A 20,133-nucleotide genomic window follows, 5' to 3' on the forward strand; every position below is an offset into this window, starting at 1 on the left:
ATTAATGAAATGATTTTTATTATTTTCAATAGTGCGTATAAAAACTTCACATTTTCAGATTTCTCAATTATTAGAGTCTTTGCTCTAATAAATTTATATAAAACCTTTCTGCTATTGATGTTTTTAATCTAAATCAACGTTGAGGTTTTGATTTTATGTTATTTTAAATCAGTTGCTTATTGTTTTATTTTCCTCTTGGAGTTATTTGTTATCTACAAATAACTATTATTTTAAAGCGTTTTTTTAAATTGAACTAATATCTTATTTTTTGGTTTTAAATAATATATTTAAAAATAATCCCATTCAATGATTTTCATTACTTTTGACTTTTGTTTAAGAAAATTCGTGATATCTAATAATTAACGAGGTTCAATTGATAGAAATGTTTTATCTCGTTAAAAGTAAGAAATTAATTGAGTTATTAACATAAAAAGTTCATATGATAGGAGTAAAATATGCGCTTAAATATAAGAAAGATTTCTATAATTCTTATATCTTCATTTGTTGCCACTTCGGCTTCCGCAACGATACAAATGATTGGTCAAGAGAATAAAGTATCAGAATCTATCTCTCAACATTTTCAGCAACCTGTTGAAACTTTTACCGGACATCTTTCTAAGGGAGATTTACTTTATATTAACGTTGGAACAGCTTCTAAAGATGAGATATCTGTTGCAAGGTCTCATGCCTCGGCCGGTGATACTGTTGTTGTGGACTTGACTACTTTGGCTGGTGATGAAGAGAAAATGGAATTCAGTCATGATATCACTGGCATGGGTATGTCAGTGCCCGTCATGGTAACGGGGGTGTATCAAGGAGAAAACTCTATAAACGCCATTATAAGCGAAGTTGTTGATGAAAGTGGCAATTATATCAATAGCCCTGAAGCTCAATTGATGAGTATCAAACAATCTCTGATTAGTAGCTTAACTCGCCTTGGGTTTGGAGAAAAATAATATGAAAAAGTCATCTATTTTTACATTGTCGTTGATAGCGGCATCAACGAATGTGCTGGCTGAGAAATATGTTCCTATTGTCTCTACTCCTGTTTATCTTGAAAGCTCAAAGCTCACGTGTAGGCAATGGAAAACCCCTGACAATAAGGAAATTACAGACTGGTGTGATGCTAGCGCTTCAGTTCACGTTCGTGTCAATGTTGAACAAATGCGCTCTATTGCCTCTGTGAATCAAGCCGGGATAACAACGCCAGATGCCAAAATTGTTCGCTTTATCGTCGATGAAGATACAGGAGGTACGGGGATTCATTTAGTGGATGAGTTAAAACAGGGTAATTATTGGTTTGAGAGTTGGGCACATCGCTATACTTATATTGGTCCTTTTGTCGACAGTTATGATTTATGGGTAAAGCCGGTTAATGGCTATAAGCCAAATAAGATAAAGGACTTTCCGCGTAACGAAAATAAGAACTATGAACATCGAGAAGCGCATGGTGTTAGTATTGGAATCAATGGTACCGCTGGCTCTGAAGTGGGCGGTGACGGGCCAAAAAGTTCTAGTCAAGTCGGAGGGTCTTTTAGTATCTCCAATGAAAAAACCTTGGTCTTTAACACGAAAGAATATGAGATAGTAAATAAGTCTTCTTTAAGTAACTTTGAGGTGTCATTTAAGCGCGCTCTTACAAGCTGTGAAGAAATGTATACTGAAACCTTGAAATGTGCGTACTGGGATGCGCTTTGGGGTACAGGCTTTGTATTCGACAAGAGAAAATTCAGCCCAATAGCTTACGCTAATTTCAAACCCAATTACGAAGTAGTTTATGAAGCACCAGTTTCACAAAAAGGCCGCACGGACTTTGAACTGGGAATTAGGTTCAATTTTAAAGTGCGATTTGGTTCTGTATTACCGTCCCCTATATGGGCGGTATACTCTCCGTATGGTGAAGGTGTCGGTTCGTCCTCTGTTATTAAACAAAAGGTGCGTATAGATTGGGATCATCCGTTGTTTTCCCCTGAAGCTCATGTTTCTTTACAGTCTCTTAGTGCAAATAACCTCTGCTTAGATGTTAATGGTAATAATAAAGATGTCAGTGGTGCGAAGTGTCTTGGGGGATGGAACCAAATTTGGGGATTGGACAAAAAAGAACGTTATCACAGCCGTTCTGCTCCTGATCGTTGTCTAGCCGTCATGCCCGATAACACCGTTGCTGTCGATGATTGTAATAATTCATTGGCACAAAAGTGGGTCTGGCAAAATGGTCAATTGACAAGTCGATATGCTGACGGTACCAACAATAGTTATGTTTTGAATATTATTGAAGGCGATAAAATCGGTGTAGTCGCGGCTGAAAAGGCTGATAAGTCGAAATGGAAACCTATATTACATAAAATAAAGCTGTAATTTATTGGTTAAAATGGAAGGCTTTGCCTTCCATTCTTCACAACATGGCATGCTTTAACGCTTATCTAAACAGTCGCTGTGAAGTGCATGATTATGTTTGTGAGCAACTATTTCGTTGAAGCAATCTACCGAAGTTACCTTGTGTGCCCGCATTTCTTCTAGTTAAAGTCCTGAGTCCAATAGGAAACTTTAGATGGGGCCTCTTTGCTTGTTCGATGGCCAACTCCCAATCGAGTATAGCGCTGATTCATCACATTTTGGCAATGTCCCTCATGACCAACCCAGCTTGTCTTACCCGCATTGTTAATTTTCCCATCATTTCTTGGTTCGGAGTAACCAAAAATTGGGACAATAGCGGTATTTGAGGGTGTGACAAACACATTTTGAGCTGAACTATTGGTAATAAAGTGTCCCTGCTGATCAAGACGATATTGTTCATTTGAATTCAATTGGGCATTGCTGGCAGTATTCTCATCCCATGCCACGGGCGCGACTGGAGGGTAATTGCCACCTAAAAATAATGAGCCGTGAGCGTCACAATAGCGTTGAGAAGATCTTGCGCAGTTAGTTGCAATAACGGATTGGTATTTTATGTTGTCGGAGCTTGTATCATGCGGGATATTGATTATTCCACACCACCTTTCATCGGCCTTACCTTGACCGGGCATCCCCCAAATTGAACCACTCAAAATCTGTTTTTTATCCAGAGAGGTGAAATCGGTGATGGTTGGGTTGCTGAGTTTGCTTACATCTAAATTAATGTCTCCAGATGAATGATCCAATACAAATATTGATGCACCAGCTTCAGCTGCTGCAGAGTGAATTTTGCTTCTTTGCATTCTCTCCCAAGCATTACCAAAATGAATTTTAGACTGTTCGGCATAAGCGGTTGCTATAAACTGGTAGGTGGGTAATTGCTTTTCTATACCGGACTGATCTTTTACCTTAATACTTGCTGCGGTGTTAAATATTAGAGAATTATCGAATACCGCATTGTGAAAAGAATAGGTCTCTAAGCGTTCGTTAGAGCATGCGTTAATTTTATTATCGTATCGATATTCAGAAAAAATGCCCTCAAGGATCAGGTGTTTATTTTTTCTTTGAACCGTCAATCCGTCCGTTTGATAACAGTGCCAGTCTTTTAGATAACGACTATTGTTGTGTAAAATAATTGTTGGGCTAGGGATCGTAATATTGGTTGTTTTAGTGTCTCTACCATGAAATGCAGGAAGCTTGGAGTTGACGTTAATAGAGGTATATTGCGATATTTCGGTACTTTTTTCCATCAGTCCTTCGATAGCAAAGACAATATTACCGCTCAGAGAACTAGGGCTCGGATTTTCAGCGTCGCCGTTTGATGGCGAACCCGTAACGTTGTCGCTTGATGGTGAATTTGAACCTGTGTTGTTCTCGGAATTATTTTTCCCTTCTGATGATCCACCGCCACAGCCTGAAATGATCAGTGTGCTGAGTATCAGCACGAACAAATTATCTAATCTCATAAGTTATTCCCTAAACATACTATATTCTTTAGTTCGGGGATGTTGCCTGATTAAAATGAGTGAAGTATTAGGCTAATGTCAGTGAATTAAATATTGACATTGAATTTGCAAATATGGAGATATTTTTGCCTCAGTTTTTCTAAGAAAACTTTCATCAATAAAAGTTCGTGTGGTCAGATTTTTATAAGAATATTGTTGATAGGGGAGGAACATACCAAAAAGTTAATACATTTGGTATGCTCCTTATCACTTTTCTAACTGTGATATTATCTACGTCAGTACTCTCGTTGGGATTTTTGAAAGTATCTATACCCAGTGACTTTAAAATACAGGATTTAAAGCGATGTCACAGTGTTGAATTCAAGTAAAAACTCTGAGGTTACTTGGGTATACGTCTATTTAGAATTCCGCTTTGACAGGGACACTGTCTGTAAATCTTCCACGCTTCATATTGAAAGTACTACTGATTGTACTTGCTATGCCAGTCCAAGTATTATTTCGACAAAATAGGCAATCCACATTGTCATAATGGAAACCATTTCGCTCTAAGGTTTTTAAGACTTGTGAAAGTGACGTTGACAACCTAGTTCTTCGGTTTCTGATAGTTAAAATGCTCATTGGCTCAAATATCATTTTCTTATTCAATAAGGCAACTAAGTCTGCAGTAACTTGTGGTGGATATGAAGCGTTACCCAAAGTTTGTAATTGAGAGAGGGCATCAGCTTCATAATCTTCAGTAATAAGTTTATTAATTAACCCGTATGTTTCATTGGATTTATTATGGCTAGTATTTCTTTCACTGTTCGTATACTTTGAAAGGTCATAATCGTAACAGCGTTGGCCCAGTTTAAATGATTCGGTTGGTGTTGCTTTTCCCTTGAAAAAATTATCTATGCCTGGGTCTGCGACTGAGTACCTATCTCTTGAATAAAAATGGATATCATGATCTGTTTGGATGAGGAATTTCTTTCCTGTCAGACGAGCACCATGCGCAGTAATTAAAAGTCGATTGGTTCGTTTTTTCGGAGGTATCCAAAGATAGGCTATACCTTCAAGGTCAATACACGTGTAAGTCTTGTTGTTTATTTCGCTTTTATTTTCAAACATAATATATTGCGTTTCACCTAAAGTTCAACGTCTATATCCCTTTGACGTAAGACTATTTTATAAAATACTGTTCCTCAGTATGATTATAAAGTAATTAAATATACTCAATTGTCTTGAGAATATTTAGATGTGTGATATTTAGATATGTTTAAATCTAGGTGGTATCATGCTATTTGATATTTATAGTAATGTATATGTATATTAAGATAATTTATAGATATTTGTTCCAGTTTTTAGATTATGTGAGTCGGGATCATAGGTATATCCATGACTTGCTTGCGCTAGAAGTAGCGGCAGTAAAAAATCAGTCGCTTAATAATTTTTAATTTTGGACTACTTTTTCAAGATGATCAGGTGTTTTTCTATCGATACCAAAGTATAAACCTTAGTTATCAGTCTCTATATGGCTTCGGTGAATTTAGCCTCGCTAAAGCAGTGTTTCTGGGGCTGATGTACAAATCGTATCGAGGTGATTTGCATATTTTAGGATTGATGCGACTAGTAGGGAGTGACCGTTGGGTCAACACATTGGTAAATTTTCCCATAGTTGTTGGAGTTCAATAGCAGTTCATGACTTAATCTAGCTACCTCCGTACGATGAATGGCTCCATGTACTTCGATATATTGCGATAGCTCTCCTTTGTAAGTAGCTGCGCCATCTTTGAGCCCTCCGGGCCTTAAGATTGTGTATCTTAGAGCACTACTTTGCAGCCAAGCTTCGGCGAGTGTTTTCTCTCGAACGGCACCACCAAATCCCATTTTTGCGCGTTCGGAGAGATATTTCCATGATTCGCCACAGCCTAAGGAAGTTACGAGTAATAGGTGTTGAGAAGTGCTTTTCTCTAGGGCGTCGATTAAATAGCGATGCCCAATATAATCGACGGGAATGTCCGCACCAAAACTACCCATAGTAGATATATTTAGTGTATTTTCTGGTAAAGCCAAAACTGCAGTTTGTACTTGATCTTTATCTATGGCATCACAAGAAATAGTGGTGATTTTTTTGTTATTTAGCTTTGGATTCTTGCTTGGCTCTCGTGCGATTGCTATTACTTCTATATTTTGTTGATAAAAGTAGTCCACCATTGCAGCTCCCAAACCGCTGCTCGCTCCCCAAATAGCTACTCTCATCATATAATTACCTTTCCAAAGTCAATCATAACAGTCTGCATCATTTAGAGAGTTAAGTCACCAGTTTACCCCATGACTTTTTGAGTTGTTTTCAAAGCTATGTGCTCCAGTGACTTTAAGCAGGAGGACGTAAGGGTGTTATAGCGTCGAAGAGGCTATTGTTAGAGTTTGGATTTAAATAAGTACATGATTCTATGTCACTTGTGCAGCACGCTCGCCAAAAGACGAGCTATTCTCCTTCGCTGATACTGCTTCTAATTTGCGATCTAGATGATGAAAACAGTAGCTCGTTAATGTGACTCCAAGAAAAGTCATTTTGATTGCACATTTAAGTGAGTAGGGTATGTGAAATTGCTGCTTTTGCTTAATAGTCTTGATAGGCACCGGATTCAATCAATGCCTTCTGTAGTGATTTGTAAAGGTGTGACTCCGGCTTTAATGGGCTTCCGTATGTTCCTGCGAAGGTAGTGTTTTGCACTCGAATTGACATGTAATAGTTAACTGCATTGATCAGCTTTTCGCTATCGCGAGAATTGACGATATGTTTAAGGTTTCGCAGTGCATTCATGGATTGATGACTTGGCTTCATTTTCCATGCACTTTCGTAATTTGATAGCGCATTTTTTATTAAGTTGATAAAAAATGTGGAGTCTGAAGTGTTATCTTCGCCGATAACGTAGTCAAACATAATCTCTGGGTAAGCTTGGCTTGCGCCAGTAATCATAAACTCATTGTTCCCACTAGAAATATTCCAGAGATGATTATTTGTGCCTCTCGAGATAACTGAATGGTAGGGGGCGTTTTCAGAACTCACCTGCCTAAACTGATTTCGGGTAGATGTGAGAGGGTTGACGGCATGAATCAGGTGCGGGAACATCTTAGATTTACCCATACAAACTCTCGATATAAGAGCAGTTTTACTGAATTTTCTTCCGTCGATGTCGCGACAAAAACAGCGATAGTCTCCACATTGTGGACAAGTCGAATACGTCATAATTTTAGAGAAGTTATCTGAAAAATAAGCGCCTTGACCTAACATACCGTAACGACCTGTTTTAGGATCTTTTTTTCCCATTTCAGGTTTAAAACCACCCCCAGCGATTAGATCACCGATATAAGGTGAGGTGCCGTGAAACAGCATTAGTTCACCATTAGCTCGATGTAAAACAGGTGCACAAAAATCTTTATATTCTGTATCGTGAAGAAACTTAGACTGAAAATTAGTTGAGCCTATTTTACTTGAAGAATCCTCACCAAGCAGGTGATTTTTCCTCAGAAACTTTTTATAGGTCAACAGAAGGTCTTTATTGTAAATGACTTTGAGTGTTCGAATTGAAATATTGGCTGATTCGGGCGGTTTTACGTCGCCTTTTCCTTCTCTTAATCGACGAGTCATACGCGCAACTTTCATCTCTCCATTACTAGGGTTGTTCTTCATTTCAAGCGCATAGCGCATCCTCGCATCTTCTGCGGTTGGAGACACCACTTTTCGAGCAGAGATATTATCATTGACATACATCTCGACATATCGGAGAAAAGGATGCCCTTTAGTAAATTCCAGATACATGTATTTACTGTTCCCAGCAGATTTCCATGATGTTTTTATTTGCTGCCAATAAGTGGGGAGTTCAGAATCTAGATATTTTTGATAATCGGAAATCATAATCTTATGCCTCAAGAATCACTAATAATCAGTTTATCCAACACTTCGCAAGCTTCTGACTAAAGTGTCATGAGGTAACGTAAGTATGCTGGCTTGTGTCTCGTTGATAGTTATTAGGATAGTTAGGGAGAGCAAATGAAGGCACTGAATTCTTATTAAAACACTCGAAAAATCATGATGTTTTATGGCTTTTTATCCGGTAATATTTTTTCACCATCCAATACCGAAAGTGGCGAGCTTCGCTATTGCTATCTGTTTACTATCTCTCGGAAACTGTTGAGGATAAACAATCTAGGAGAAGCTTATTATGTTTAAAGATATGCATAACATGGAAGAGCCGTTGATACTCTGTAATGTGTGGGATGCTTCAAGTGCCAAGTTGGCAGAATCCATTGGTTTTTTGGCAATAGGTACTTCTAGCGCTGCGATTGCCACCAACCTTGGTTTAGAAGATGGGGAAAACATCTGTTTTGAGGAACTGTTGATGACAGTGCGAACTATCGTTAATTCGACTCATTTACCTTTAACCGTCGATATCGAAGCTGGCTATGGAGAAACGCCTGAAGCCATAGTGAATAATATTACAAAGTTGGTTAAATTGGGTGTAGTCGGCATCAACATAGAGGACAGTAATGTCGTTGGTAAGAGCAGAAAACTACAAGATGAGGTCTTGTTTTCTGAAAAGCTGAAAGAGGTAAAAAGACGTCTTATTGAGTCGGGTATCGATGTTTTTATTAATGTGAGGAGCGATGTATTTCTACTCAATATAGAAAACCCGGTTTTGAGCAGCATTAATAGGATCAAACGATACCAACGAGCGGGTGCCGATGGTATTTTCCTCCCATGCCTTGTTGATTCTGATGACATCAAAGCAATTGTAGCCAGCACCTCTTTACCAGTTAATGTTATGTGTCTTCCAGAATTACCCTGCTTTGAAAAACTGAAAACTCTCGGTATTAGACGTATAAGTATGGGCAACTTTGCTCACAAAGTTATGTTGACTGCTTTGTCTTCCACATTGAAGACGGTTAAAAAAGAAGGCTCTTCTAAGGGATTGTTTACCTGAGTTAGTGCCACATTTTGTGGCACAAAAATCGTATTAATTCTACTGGGACTAGGTAATTACAAGACGCTAAGTCCGTGAGAATGGCCTGCTGAAAGCGTGTTACTCAGGGTTATTATCATTTATGTGATTTGTTATGGTCTAGTGCTTTGAATGCAGTAGTTAAATTAAATAAGTAGTCTGCTGTTGCTAATTCTTGAGAAGTACCGGACCTAGAAAAGTGTGGATTTCTCTCTATGGATTTTGTCCAGTTTATATATTTTTGACTTGAATCCATAACGACAGGCCTTGCCATTATTATTTGATTTGGGCGAACAGCGTTACAAGCAATTTCCATTTGCGTGTAAGCGTTGGGCAGTGCATCCCTCAAGTTTTTTCTTATAAGCTCGTCAACAACGTCGATAGCATTATCATCTGAAAATAGGGCATAAACATAGCCTTCATATCGAGCTGCGTAATCCATAGCAATAGAAATTTCTTTTGATGTTGAAATACCTCCGATCATTTGGCCTCCATTTTGTATTTTTATTCCTCCACTAAACCGTGGAGTAAAGCCTAAATTAAATACTTTTGATGGCGGACGGGTATCACCTCGATAAACTAAACGCATGAGAGAATCTCCTCTTATATGAAAATTTTAGTAGTAATTAATCCTTTAAATCATAATTATATGTTGTTGGCAAGTATGGAAATAAAAACTCTATAATTTTTGGGGAAATAAAGAATAAGTATTTATATTTTTAATCTATTGGCTTTTTTATAATATAATATTTTTATATCATTAAGAGTTTATATCGCTATGAAGTTGTTTCTCATATAATCGGGTAAAGTGCAGCATAAAACTGTATATAGACAGTTTAAGATTCTATTTAGTTGCGAATAAGAAGGGATCAGGATAAAATCTGTACAAATTTCATGTCATATTAAGTTGAGAAGTAGTGATAAATATAGAGGAGTATATTCTCGTATTACTGCCGATAGCGTTATCACCTGGAACCAGTTTTATTCTCGCAATGTCGAACGTAGCCAAGGTCGGCCTACGGGGTATTGTTCCTATTTTAATGGGAACAGGTCTTGGTCTCACGCTTCACTCATTAGTGGCTGGAATAGGTGTTTCCGTATTATTTTCACAGAGTCATTTAGCCATGAATGTAATACGTTATTTAGGTATCTTTTTTCTAACGTGTTTCGGTATTAAACTTTTCTTAACCGGTATGCATTCGCCACAGCCAGAGCAAGACTACAATAAAAAAGCAACTGGAGTAAAAGCGGCTTTAATTTTAAATCTGACAAATGTTCGAGCTATTGTGTTTTATTTGACCATAGTGCCATTATTCTCAGGCATTAGTGTCGCTAATTATTTCATTTTTTCTACACTACATATTGTTATCTTAACTCTCTGGCTCCTAGCATGTGGTCTTTGTCTTACTGTAGCCAGACAAAAGTTTAAACTTTCAAAGTTAAGCACATTAATCCATTTAATCGGTGGTGTGTCCCTAATATTTCTAGCCATTAGGATGGCTGTGTAATAAATAACTCTGAAAAGGGTTCTTAACATGCATTTTGAAGTCACTCGGGTATGAGATGCTCTCGCCCTGCTTTCAATCCCATTTCGTAACCTTCAATCAAAATAGAGTGCTTCATGGATAAACGTTGGACTCGAAAGTTTTCCGGTGGTGCAATAACACGTATATTTGTATCGAGTGGTGGGTTTCTAATAAAGTGCAGCGATTCATTGTAGTTTGTTGAACGCTGAATAATAGCTTGCGCCATCATCGGACAATCTAAAAAGCATCGTTTCACCAACCAGGGTATTTTGACTGGTTTTTTCCGGTAGCTTAATGGGTGTGAGAGGATGACAGTGATATCACGTGCTCCACGGCAATACGCTTCTCGAACGGGAATTGAGTCAGCAATACCACCATCAGAATGGCAGCTTCCGGTGAAATGAGGAGGGTGCTTGTAAGCCAACGGCAAAGCCGTTGTCGCTTCAATTACACGTTCAAAATTATCTCTATCAACTTGGTAATACTCCGCTTTACCTGTTGTAACATTGGTTGTAACGGCCAAAAAAGGAATACCATTGAAGAGCTGATTTTTATCGATTGCGTAGCAACGATTTGACTCTTCCAAAAGCCATTTAACGTCAATCAGATCTCCTCCTCTCAGGAAACGACTTAAGTCGAAAAAGCGCTTACTGGTAGCAAGGTTGGTTATTATTTGAATACTACGACGAGGTGAGTTAGTCAGGTAACCGACCAAATTAGAGGCGCCTGCAGATACGCCGATGGCAAAATCAAAAGGCTGATAACTTTTTTCCAAAAAGGCATCTAAAACACCACTGGCGAAGACACCGCGCATTGCACCGCCCTCAACGACAATTGCTTTTTCCATTTTCTTTCTCATTAAATACAAATGAAATTAGAGATTTAATTCGAAAGTAGTGTATCGATTTTTAGTATCTGAATTTATTGATATTAAGACTAATAATATAAATTAAAGGACAACATTTAGTCATTGTTGGTATTTAAGTCAGTAATCTGCTTTTCATCTAACGGTAAGGTCTGGGAAGTACTCCGGTAGAGCGGTTATCAGCCAATCACGAAATACTTTGGCCTCTTTGGTGAGTGGGCGTTTTTTCGAGTGGACTACATAGTAGCGAAAGGCAGTAAAAGTGGGCATCTCAAATAAGCATATGAGCTGCTGGGATTTGAGGAAGGGTAAAGCTAAAGTGTGCTTGGTCACAGCGACGCCTTGTCCAGATACGGCTGCTTCTAAGACAAAGACAGCATCATGTACGTCGATTTTAGAGGCTAGTCTGTCAATGCTTTGGCTAGGGTCTCCGGTGAAAGATTGGATAGCTTGGTTTATGTCTTCAATATCTTTAGCATGGTAGCCCAGCCAGGGTAAAGAGAGGGCATATTTTGAGGTGTCCCTCTCTGGGTTGTTGGTTAATAATGAAGGTGCTGCCACAATGGCAATTTTGTCTTGAAGGACAGGAATGGTTATCATCTCCGGGTAGTCACCAAGGCCAAATCGCAGAGAAAGATCAACGTCTATATCGTGTTCATCAATGGGTGTGTTGCTTGAATGCACTCTTACTCGAATGTCTTCGTGGGTTTTCTTGAAATCGGGGAGCCTATGAATTAGCCACTTTGCCATCGTTGGTATTACTGAAATGGTCACCAATTTTTCGCGTCTTGATGAGTCAAGTATTTTGAGTCCCTCACTAAAAGCGAGCATACCGCTTTCAATGGACGGATAAAATAAAGCCCCTTTTTCGGTAAGCTTGATATTTCTACCAGTCTTCTCGATTAGTTTGACTTCTAGTTTCTCCTCGAGATTTTTTATTTGTTGACTAACGGCTGACTCACTGATGTTTAGCATTTTTGCAGCTTGCTGGATACTTTGGTATTGGCCCACTGCGGCGAAGACACGCAGCGCATTCATTGATGGAAAACTCGGCATATCGGTAGGCGAACTCCTGTATTTATCAGTTCTTTTGTTCTGTTACGATATTTAAGTTCTTCTACAGTATGAGAGCAAGAAACATTGATTGTTTTTGTGTTACTTATCTCTAGAATTGTCATTAGTAAGCGAGTGAATACAGATAAGGTTTATTTGTCGTTGAGCCATTTTTGTAAAAAGGCTTGCGCGCTTGAAGTAGGCAAGGAGAAGCTGTGTGAATGACCAAATGTTGAATGAAGCACATTACAATATTGCACCCTATATGGATCCAACCCCAATGTTGTCATCACTATTACTTGATAAGTTGGTTCAGGGAAAAGTACTAGTAAAAGCCGATTGTTTGTGTCCTACAGGTGCTTTTAAATTGCGTGGTGCTATTAACGCTATCTATTGCTTATCGAATAAACAAAGAGATGCGGGTGTGGTTGCCTTTTCAACCGGAAATCACGCTCAAGCTGTGGCGTATGCTAGTCAATTATTCGGAGTAGATAGTGTCATCATCATGCCTAAAACAGCCAACGCAATAAAAGTTAAAAATACGCGAGACCTAGGGGCTGAGGTTATATTATTTGACCCAGAAACTGAGACCAGAGAGAGATTAGCTGAGCGATATCAAAGTGAAAAAGGAATGACACTGATTCGACCTTATGATCATCCCGAAGTGATTGCCGGGCAAGGAACCAGCGGCCTAGAGATCGTGGATTATTGTCATCATCGCCGGATTACCCCTGATTATTGCTACGTGCCAGCCTCTGGGGGAGGCTACATTGCTGGTATTTCAATCGCGTTAGCAAAGGCTTTTCCAGATTGTGAAGTTATTGGTGTTGAATCTGAGGTTTCAAGACCTTGGCATTATTCGGTTCTCAAAGGAGAACGCACTCATATTCCACAGACAGGTTCCTCATTTTGTGATGCAATTCTTCCACCACACCCGATGCCAGGTGAATTAACATGGCCAATTGTCAAAAAAAATGTAAGTCGTTTTATTGCTGTCTCTGATGATGAGGTCAAGGCGTCCATGAAGATATTACAATCCTATTTGGGCTTAGCGACGGAACCCTGTGGCGCAATCGCTCTCGCTGCAGCACTCGCTGATGTTGAACGGTATGCAGGTAAAAATATTATTTGTGCAGCCAGTGGCCGCAATCGAGATTTCTCAGTCAAGATTTAGAGGTAATAGTGACCATGATTGTATTAAACGAACCTAAAATCCGTAAACTGGTGACGCTTACTCGTGAAGTGATCGATGTCATTGGAGACACATTTTGTAGCACAGATAGCAGATTTTCTTGCCAGCCTCCAGTTCAGCAGATGATGTTAGACCCTTTAAATGGTTTACTGTGTGTAAAGTCATTTTACTCAGCAGACAATCACCATTTTGTAGTAAAAATGGCTGGGAACTATCGTCTAGGTGATAAGGGTGTATCTCAAACCCAAGGCATGAATGCTTTATATGACGCGAAGTCCGGCCAGCTATGTGCTGTTCTTGCCGATAATGGCTACCTTACTCAGATTCGTACGGCTGCAGCAGGAGGTTACGCTGTTGATCAACTCGCTCCAGAGCATATTAATGTCGCTACCATTGTAGGAACAGGGCGGCAAGCAAGAATGCAACTTTCGGCTTTGTTATTAGTTAGGCAACCAAAGCATATCCGTTGCTTGGGCAGAAACAAAGAGAGCTTAAAGTCATTTTCTGATTGGGCGGAACAGACCCATCATGTCAAGGTGACTTGTTACACCGAGGGGAACTCTGGGCTGGCTGATGCAGATTTGGTGATTACGACAACGACCAGCCGCACGCCAGTAATTCGTAGAGATGCTATTTTGGCTGCAGGCCAACACCGAGACCGGCTTATTGTAGCAATAGGATCTGACAGTGTTGATAAGCGTGAGCTTGAAGAGACCCTGATAATGGAGAGCGACCTTTGGGTATGCGACGATATCGACCAATCATCAACTTTGGGAGAGTTAAAAGGTTTTTCCAAAGAGACGATTGAACAAGCCATAAAGCCAGTTACATTAGATAACATTGATAGTAGGACACTTAGCGGCCTGATAATTTGCGATTTAACGGGTATCGCGAAATTAGATTTGGCGATTTCTGAGTATTGTTTGGCGAAAGTTTCTGGTTAGGGTCAGTTTAAAACCTGCAGGAGCCACTTGAATATATTCTTAGCCGTATTTAGATGTGGCTAAACGGTTGGTTATATGAAGAAAATGCCTAACATACCCAAGTAACCAAACCTGATGCCTAGACGAGACGAGATTATGTTCCCGGTGTTAAACCAACAAAACGGGAACACAATTACAAAGAGCTATAGTTCTGAGGTGTATGTCACAGGAAGAGCATGCAAGCCACGCGTTAGGACTGCGTTTATCCAATCGAGCTCTTTTATATCACAGGCTAATTGGATATTTGGTAGATAGTGTAAAATTGCGCGGATGCTTATTTCTAGTTCTAGCCGAGCTAATGGCATCGCTGGACAGAAATGGTTCGCGTAACCAAATGACAGAGATTTATTCCGTTTTCTATTGAAATTGAGTTGATGAGGGCAACTAAATTTTGCAGGGTCATGATTTGCAGCGTTGAGTGCAACAATAATGGTTTCACCAGCAGGGATTGTTTGTCCTAACCACTCAGTTTCCTGGTTAAAAAAACGCCATGTTGTGAATGCAAATGATCCATCGTAGCGAAGTAATTCAGTCAAAGCATTATCCATATTTGTGGCGTCTTGTTTTAGAGCTTCGAGCTGTTCAGGGTGCTCCAAAAGGGCAAGTATCGCATTACCGATCTGATTTGTTACAGGTTCCTGACCAGCGACCAGTAACTGAAATAACATCGATGTAAGCTCATCATGGCTGAGTTTGTTATTGTCGCGTGCCGATATGAGTTGGACAATTAGTCTATCGGAATCACCACCACGAGACTCAATGATGATGTTTTCTATATAAGATTCTAATTCATCTAATAAATTTAGGTACCCAGCGCGTCCAGGATGATTGGGAGATAGTGGCTGTACAGCTTTACACCACTCTGGCTTAAATTGCTTACGGTGCTTTTCTGAAAGACCTATAACTTCGCTCAAGACTAGAAAGGGCATTGGCAGTGCGAAGTCAGCAATCAAATCGCACTCTCCGGATTCTATCAAAGGTTCTATGAGCTGATGAACGATGGTCGTAATTTTATCGCGAAATTGCTCAGTTCTAGAAGATGAAAAAGCTTCCATAATCAAAGAGCGCATCTCTGTGTGTCTGGGTGGATCCTGATGTAATAAATGTTGCTGTAATCTTGTGTGTTGTGGTTCAGGCATAACAGAGGCAAGTTTACTCCACTGAGCATTACCTACTTTGTGGCTTTTTCGTATATTTGGATGTTTTAGTGTTTTGATTGCGGCGTCATATCCTGTAACAAGCCAGCCATAAACACCACTGGGAAATTTGACGCGGTGTATTTCCCCTTTTTCTATAAATTGCTGAAATCTCTCATAGGGGTTTTGGTAAAAGGTAGGGCTGTAGTAAGAGATGGCTTGTGTGTCTTCCATTTTATTCTCCTTTTTATGTGTTTGGCTGTATATTGATTTGGGGTAGTTTGCCTGATGCTGTTAGAGCCTAAAAAGTACTTCTGTTCGGTTAAGAGAGAAAAAGTACGTGCAAAGTCTAAAAATGAGAGGTCCTTTGTCTAAATTGAGGCTAATGATGACTTTTAGAAAAATAGATAAAAATAACAGCTAATTCATAGTGTTATGTATGATTTTATCTTTGACGAAGGTCTGTGTTTTTCTGGCTTTAAGATCAATATGACCAATAACAAAATCTGATTAGACCAGTTTGCTGTAATGATTGTTGTTTTTAAAAAGAGTAAATTTCATAGGTTGATTACACTCCTATCATTATTGTTTGATAGAGAGGTAGGAGTTAATTATGACCGTTGAACTTTTACAAAGAGGTTTGTCCGCTGATAACGATATGGCGATCAAAGCGAGTGAATATCAGCGCTCGACAGCTAGCATTGTTGTGGAAGCGATTGTTGGCCTGTTGACTGGCGGTGTTGGGGCCGTTGCGTTTGAAGCCTACCACGCTTACAGTAAATCCAGACAGCAACGTGAATTTACGGAATTGGCGGATACCTTGCTCCAAGGACTACAGAGTATGCCTCACCAAGAATCAGGCTTCGATATTCCTTATAAAGATGGAGTCATTAGCGTTCGACCGCAAGGAAACAACATTGAGGTTAAATTTGGTGAGGAATCAGCAACAATCAAAGATAAATTGATTGGAGAAGTGAGAGAAAACCTTAAGAGAGAAATTGTACTTAAAGATGGGGCGTATGGAAAAGATACGGTTAAACGAGCTTTACAAGACGGTACTGGTACTCAAAGGTCTTTAGCGATCGCTTATCTTGAGTCGAAAACGCATTTGCACAAATTTGATCACCTTGATACTGAACAACTCGTTGAGGCCTGCGTAAGTTTAGTTGAAGGGCATCTTTCTAAAGATGAGATTGAGAGTGAAATTGATGGGCTACAGGGTAAAAAAGCCAACTTATTAGATAGCGAGTGTTTAGAGTTAATAAAGGGTTGGCAACAGAAACCTTTATCAGAACGAGAAAAAATTAACTACGTTAGTAACATTGATGCAAGAGAAGTCGAACGATCTAGGCAATCTTCTGATGAGAAGCAAATACGCACTTTACTTGCGGAAATCTTTTTACCAGAAAAATCTTGGCAAAATGACACCACAGATCCTGGCGTTCGGCTTAAAAGTGTTCTTGTGGACAATGCAGGTTTGCTCGCTCGTATCTATTCTCAGCCTGCTATGCTTCAAGAAGCGGGCCTACCTTTGGGACTAAGTAACGTTGTACAAAATACACTTGATGATCTTAAAGACGAATTGAGGGTTCCGGCGGGCCTGGTAAATGAGTCGACTGTCTCAATAGCATTAACCTCCTTACCTACCAGCTCCTATTTCGTGTTATCACAAAATATTGATAATCACTTAGATAATTTTGAATTTCGCTCTCTTGGTGGTGTTGATTTGTTAGCGAGTTTAGGAGATCTGGGAGAGGGCAATTTTCAAACCTTTTTGAAAAACATTTTTACTCACTATTTTGATAATCAAGCGGTCGTTGATAAAAGGGCGATGTTGTCTTCTTACCTTACTCAGTCTGGTAGCAAAGATAGCGAAGAAATGAAATTAGTCAGTCTCCTTAAAGGCGGTGGCCCATATTTACAAAAAGTTTTGCAGCTATTCGGAGATAACGCAACGGGTGACTTAAAAGCTGCGCTCGATGAGCTAAAAACAGGATTAAATCCAATCAACAAGGAAATCGTAAAGGCTATCACGGCAGGTATCATTGATAAATCCGGAGGAGCGATTGACAAAATTAATATCTCTCGAAGTCTCGGAGCTGCATCTGTAGGTGAAACGGTATTAGCAAATATCCATTGGAAAAATCGAGATGAACCTCAGGAAGTGGTGCTCAAATTATTACGCCCTGGGATACGTTTACGAGCGGATCGAGAGCTCGATTTCTTTGAAGCAGAGGCTAAAAAGCTCCCAGGGATGTTAAAGACCTTCCAAGGTATAGCTGAACAAATTCAAGTTGAAATGGACCTAAAAAGGGAGGCTGATAATGTCCGCTTGGCTCAAGTATACAATCAGGGGTTCGACAATTTAAGTGCGATGAAACTCGTTGAAAAGGTTCCTCCTTCTCAAGGATATATGGTATTGCAAAAAGCGCCTGGTACAACAGTAAAACATGCTTTTGAGGATCTAAAAACCAAGATAGGTAATTGGAACCCACGTACTAGCGATAGTACATGTTATACAACCAGTTCCAAAATGGCCTCAGGTATTGAAGCCCTAGCTTCAAAATGGATTGAAGAGGGCATTTTTGGGTCGGGTTTTTACCATGGAGATTTACATTCAGGGAATATTATGTACTCCGATGCAACGGGTATGTTAACCGCAATTGACATGGGCAATGCTGATCAGATGTCTCTTGTACAACGAAGAGCTGTTTTTAAAATGGTCCTTGCAGCAGGAATAGGCTCAACCGAAGTATTTGTGCGCAATTATGAAAAAGTATTGTCCAATGAGGGGCGGGAGCAAATCGTTGATAAGCGTGAGATGCTGACCTCAAAGACTAGAGAGATCATGGAGATGGTGAGTGATCCCGGCGAGAGAATTATGAAAATTCTCAATGCGGCGAATGAATTGGGCCTCGAAATACCAGCTACGGTATCAAACTTTTCTCGCTCTCAAATGATGTTACAAAACGCGATCGACAAGGTTAATGATCTCAATCAAACAGCCATACTCAAACTAGAATCTCGGATTCGGTCCTTGGCTGTAACTGCTGGTATCACTGAAGGCAGTATTGGGGAAATTAAACAACATGTTATTCGTCAAATGGAAGAATTTAAAGATAGTTTGCCTGCTGAAGCATTGGAGGTAATTAAGCCAAGGCTGGACGAAGCCATTAGATTATCTGATCACTATTTATCTGAAAGTCATGATGAAGTGAATTTTTCTGAAGTCATAATGAAGGTTGTAAAGGATCACAAAGCTTCTAGTGTGCAGCTTGCTTATGGTGACATTTTGCAACTAATGCGAAGATGAAGTTAAGACTAGAATAAGGCGCACATCGTTTGAACGCTACGTGTTGGTGTGTGTCTTTAATACCTCCTGACTTATCACCTATAAATAGTGACTAGCGGTTATAAATATTCAAAGTAGGCCCTCTATCAATACAGGGCCTTTAAATTAAGGATAAGAGTTATAAATACAATTATAAATTCTGTTTTTATTATGCTATTAATTTTAAAAATAGTCAGATAAAAACTTAAAAATAATATTATTTAATATTAACTTTAATTAATTTCCCATTGTATAATTCTAAGCTTTCAATTTTATCAAATGAAGAGACAGAATCTTGCTTATGTGATAATTCTAAAGTTCCATTTTCATCACTGGTATAGATATATAGTTTTTTACTATATTTATCAACTATGGCGATATCATCAAACGAGTTAGAGTCAAAGTCACCAACCTCAACATCAAAGTATTCATGATCCAAGTTTAATTCAGACAAATCAATATTATAATTATTGACTAAATCATCTTTTTTTAGAATAGATGATTCTAAGGTACCATCTGCTACAAATCGTCCGGGATTATTTGTCCAACTTACGCTTCTTGCCTGGTCACCCATAGAACCGAAGCAGGTCAACACCCACATTTGTCTACCAAAAGCGACATTAAACCTCTGCTTTCCTGAATCGGCAACACTCTTATTATAACTTCCACCTTGAATACGACAATATTGAGCATTTGAGCCCCAGCTATGGTAGGTAGTATATTCAAAAGGATGAACACCGCTATTAAAGAAGTAGTATATCCTAACGGGGTCACTATTAATTTCTGATATCTCGCTATTAATATCACCTGTATTCGCATGAGATAGTAATGAAAAGCAAGTGAGTGCTGTACACAAAATACTCTTATTAAGCATGGTTATTTCCCTATAATAAAAATTAATAATATTCGTGAATAATACGTGGAGAATTAAAATTATCTTTGAATAAAATGAAAGTCAATATGTAAATAATATAAAAAAATGTGACACACGACGTTAATTTAAATTATGAAATAACAAACTCTATTTATAATTAAAATTCAAGCGTGTAATATACCATTGTATTTTATCTTCAAATGGTTTATGAATTTGATGTTTAATCAATCAATAATTTTATTGAAGTTAAAATAAGGGAAATAATACATTCTTTTCGGCAGGTATTTGCACCATCATTAAACTTCTGTACCCTAATTTGAACATAAAA

The 20,133-nt window shown here is 39.0% G+C and carries 16 protein-coding genes; 7 read left to right on the top strand and 9 right to left on the bottom strand.

All coding sequences use genetic code 11. The features are described from left to right. The first annotated feature begins 455 nt into the window (after positions 1–455). Both RH40_RS19845 and RH40_RS19850 read left to right on the top strand, forming a co-directional pair. Entirely contained in the window at positions 456–956 is a 501-nt protein-coding gene (locus RH40_RS19845; protein WP_009603515.1) for a hypothetical protein, read from the top strand. A gap of 1 nt (position 957) precedes the next feature. Beyond that, the gene (locus RH40_RS19850; protein ID WP_009603516.1) at positions 958–2,358 is read left to right on the top strand and encodes a leukocidin family pore-forming toxin; all 1,401 of its coding nucleotides are present in this window, start codon (positions 958–960) and stop codon (positions 2,356–2,358) included. Positions 2,359–2,516: 158 nt separating this feature from the next. Here the strand turns inward: RH40_RS19850 and RH40_RS19855 are convergent, their stop codons facing one another. The 4 genes from RH40_RS19855 to RH40_RS19875 form a co-directional block, all read right to left on the bottom strand. Continuing rightward, a complete protein-coding gene (locus RH40_RS19855; RefSeq protein ID WP_009603520.1) occupies positions 2,517–3,860 on the bottom strand; it encodes a CAP domain-containing protein in 1,344 nt (447 codons plus the stop codon). A 399-nt stretch (positions 3,861–4,259) separates the two neighbouring features. After that, positions 4,260–4,967, bottom strand: coding sequence for a putative adhesin (locus RH40_RS19860; RefSeq protein ID WP_009603522.1), 708 nt, complete (start codon positions 4,965–4,967; stop codon positions 4,260–4,262). A gap of 498 nt (positions 4,968–5,465) precedes the next feature. Then, on the bottom strand, positions 5,466–6,101 hold the full coding sequence (locus tag RH40_RS19865; protein WP_174260333.1) for an SDR family NAD(P)-dependent oxidoreductase: 636 nt from the start codon (positions 6,099–6,101) through the stop codon (positions 5,466–5,468). A gap of 361 nt (positions 6,102–6,462) precedes the next feature. Continuing rightward, positions 6,463–7,761 (bottom strand): poly(ADP-ribose) polymerase family protein, encoded by a 1,299-nt coding sequence (locus RH40_RS19875; RefSeq protein ID WP_009603528.1) that lies wholly within the window; start codon positions 7,759–7,761, stop codon positions 6,463–6,465. A gap of 307 nt (positions 7,762–8,068) precedes the next feature. On the opposite strand from RH40_RS19875, the gene RH40_RS19880 reads away from it, so the two are divergent. Further along, a complete protein-coding gene (locus tag RH40_RS19880) occupies positions 8,069–8,827 on the top strand; it encodes an isocitrate lyase/PEP mutase family protein (RefSeq protein WP_009603529.1) in 759 nt (252 codons plus the stop codon). A 115-nt stretch (positions 8,828–8,942) separates the two neighbouring features. On the opposite strand, the gene RH40_RS19885 is transcribed toward RH40_RS19880, so the two are convergent. Further along, positions 8,943–9,434 (bottom strand): hypothetical protein, encoded by a 492-nt coding sequence (locus tag RH40_RS19885; RefSeq protein WP_009603530.1) that lies wholly within the window; start codon positions 9,432–9,434, stop codon positions 8,943–8,945. A gap of 328 nt (positions 9,435–9,762) precedes the next feature. Between RH40_RS19885 and RH40_RS19890 the strand changes: the two genes are divergently transcribed. After that, positions 9,763–10,353: a LysE family translocator gene (locus tag RH40_RS19890; protein ID WP_009603531.1), complete on the top strand. Its 591-nt coding sequence runs from the start codon at positions 9,763–9,765 to the stop codon at positions 10,351–10,353. A gap of 40 nt (positions 10,354–10,393) precedes the next feature. On the opposite strand, the gene RH40_RS19895 is transcribed toward RH40_RS19890, so the two are convergent. Together RH40_RS19895 and RH40_RS19900 are read right to left on the bottom strand one after the other, a co-directional pair. Continuing rightward, a complete protein-coding gene (locus RH40_RS19895) occupies positions 10,394–11,218 on the bottom strand; it encodes a patatin-like phospholipase family protein (RefSeq protein WP_009603532.1) in 825 nt (274 codons plus the stop codon). A 153-nt stretch (positions 11,219–11,371) separates the two neighbouring features. Continuing rightward, positions 11,372–12,292, bottom strand: a complete 921-nt coding sequence (locus RH40_RS19900) for a LysR substrate-binding domain-containing protein (RefSeq protein ID WP_009603533.1) — start codon at positions 12,290–12,292, stop codon at positions 11,372–11,374. 214 nt (positions 12,293–12,506) lie between these two features. Here RH40_RS19900 and RH40_RS19905 point away from each other — a divergent pair, with 214 nt between their 5' ends. Together RH40_RS19905 and RH40_RS19910 are read left to right on the top strand one after the other, a co-directional pair. Next, entirely contained in the window at positions 12,507–13,463 is a 957-nt protein-coding gene (locus RH40_RS19905; RefSeq protein WP_009603534.1) for a threonine/serine dehydratase family protein, read from the top strand. A 14-nt stretch (positions 13,464–13,477) separates the two neighbouring features. After that, on the top strand, positions 13,478–14,425 hold the full coding sequence (locus RH40_RS19910) for an ectoine utilization protein EutC (RefSeq protein WP_009603535.1): 948 nt from the start codon (positions 13,478–13,480) through the stop codon (positions 14,423–14,425). Positions 14,426–14,607: 182 nt separating this feature from the next. On the opposite strand, the gene RH40_RS19915 is transcribed toward RH40_RS19910, so the two are convergent. Next, entirely contained in the window at positions 14,608–15,834 is a 1,227-nt protein-coding gene (locus RH40_RS19915; protein ID WP_009603536.1) for a cytochrome P450 family protein, read from the bottom strand. A 379-nt stretch (positions 15,835–16,213) separates the two neighbouring features. On the opposite strand from RH40_RS19915, the gene RH40_RS19920 reads away from it, so the two are divergent. Further along, on the top strand, positions 16,214–18,913 hold the full coding sequence (locus RH40_RS19920) for an AarF/UbiB family protein (RefSeq protein ID WP_009603537.1): 2,700 nt from the start codon (positions 16,214–16,216) through the stop codon (positions 18,911–18,913). 235 nt (positions 18,914–19,148) lie between these two features. On the opposite strand, the gene RH40_RS19925 is transcribed toward RH40_RS19920, so the two are convergent. After that, positions 19,149–19,805 carry a hypothetical protein gene (locus tag RH40_RS19925; protein ID WP_009603538.1) on the bottom strand — a complete coding sequence of 219 codons (657 nt, stop codon included), beginning with the start codon at positions 19,803–19,805 and terminating at the stop codon, positions 19,149–19,151. Positions 19,806–20,133 lie beyond the last annotated feature (328 nt).

It is taken from the genome of Vibrio caribbeanicus ATCC BAA-2122 (genome assembly GCF_000165125.1).
Lineage (GTDB): Bacteria > Pseudomonadota > Gammaproteobacteria > Enterobacterales > Vibrionaceae > Vibrio > Vibrio caribbeanicus.

What these genes read in the sequence shown, in the direction of transcription:
- RH40_RS19845 (WP_009603515.1), top strand. Translation starts at nt 456, where the DNA reads ATGCGCTTAAATATAAGAAAGATTTCTATAATTCTTATATCTTCATTT.
- RH40_RS19850 (WP_009603516.1), top strand. Translation starts at nt 958, where the DNA reads ATGAAAAAGTCATCTATTTTTACATTGTCGTTGATAGCGGCATCAACG.
- RH40_RS19855 (WP_009603520.1), bottom strand. Translation starts at nt 3,860, where the DNA reads ATGAGATTAGATAATTTGTTCGTGCTGATACTCAGCACACTGATCATT.
- RH40_RS19860 (WP_009603522.1), bottom strand. Translation starts at nt 4,967, where the DNA reads ATGTTTGAAAATAAAAGCGAAATAAACAACAAGACTTACACGTGTATT.
- RH40_RS19865 (WP_174260333.1), bottom strand. Translation starts at nt 6,101, where the DNA reads ATGATGAGAGTAGCTATTTGGGGAGCGAGCAGCGGTTTGGGAGCTGCA.
- RH40_RS19875 (WP_009603528.1), bottom strand. Translation starts at nt 7,761, where the DNA reads ATGATTTCCGATTATCAAAAATATCTAGATTCTGAACTCCCCACTTAT.
- RH40_RS19880 (WP_009603529.1), top strand. Translation starts at nt 8,069, where the DNA reads ATGTTTAAAGATATGCATAACATGGAAGAGCCGTTGATACTCTGTAAT.
- RH40_RS19885 (WP_009603530.1), bottom strand. Translation starts at nt 9,434, where the DNA reads ATGCGTTTAGTTTATCGAGGTGATACCCGTCCGCCATCAAAAGTATTT.
- RH40_RS19895 (WP_009603532.1), bottom strand. Translation starts at nt 11,218, where the DNA reads ATGGAAAAAGCAATTGTCGTTGAGGGCGGTGCAATGCGCGGTGTCTTC.
- RH40_RS19900 (WP_009603533.1), bottom strand. Translation starts at nt 12,292, where the DNA reads ATGCCGAGTTTTCCATCAATGAATGCGCTGCGTGTCTTCGCCGCAGTG.
- RH40_RS19910 (WP_009603535.1), top strand. Translation starts at nt 13,478, where the DNA reads ATGATTGTATTAAACGAACCTAAAATCCGTAAACTGGTGACGCTTACT.
- RH40_RS19915 (WP_009603536.1), bottom strand. Translation starts at nt 15,834, where the DNA reads ATGGAAGACACACAAGCCATCTCTTACTACAGCCCTACCTTTTACCAA.
- RH40_RS19920 (WP_009603537.1), top strand. Translation starts at nt 16,214, where the DNA reads ATGACCGTTGAACTTTTACAAAGAGGTTTGTCCGCTGATAACGATATG.
- RH40_RS19925 (WP_009603538.1), bottom strand. Translation starts at nt 19,805, where the DNA reads ATGCTTAATAAGAGTATTTTGTGTACAGCACTCACTTGCTTTTCATTA.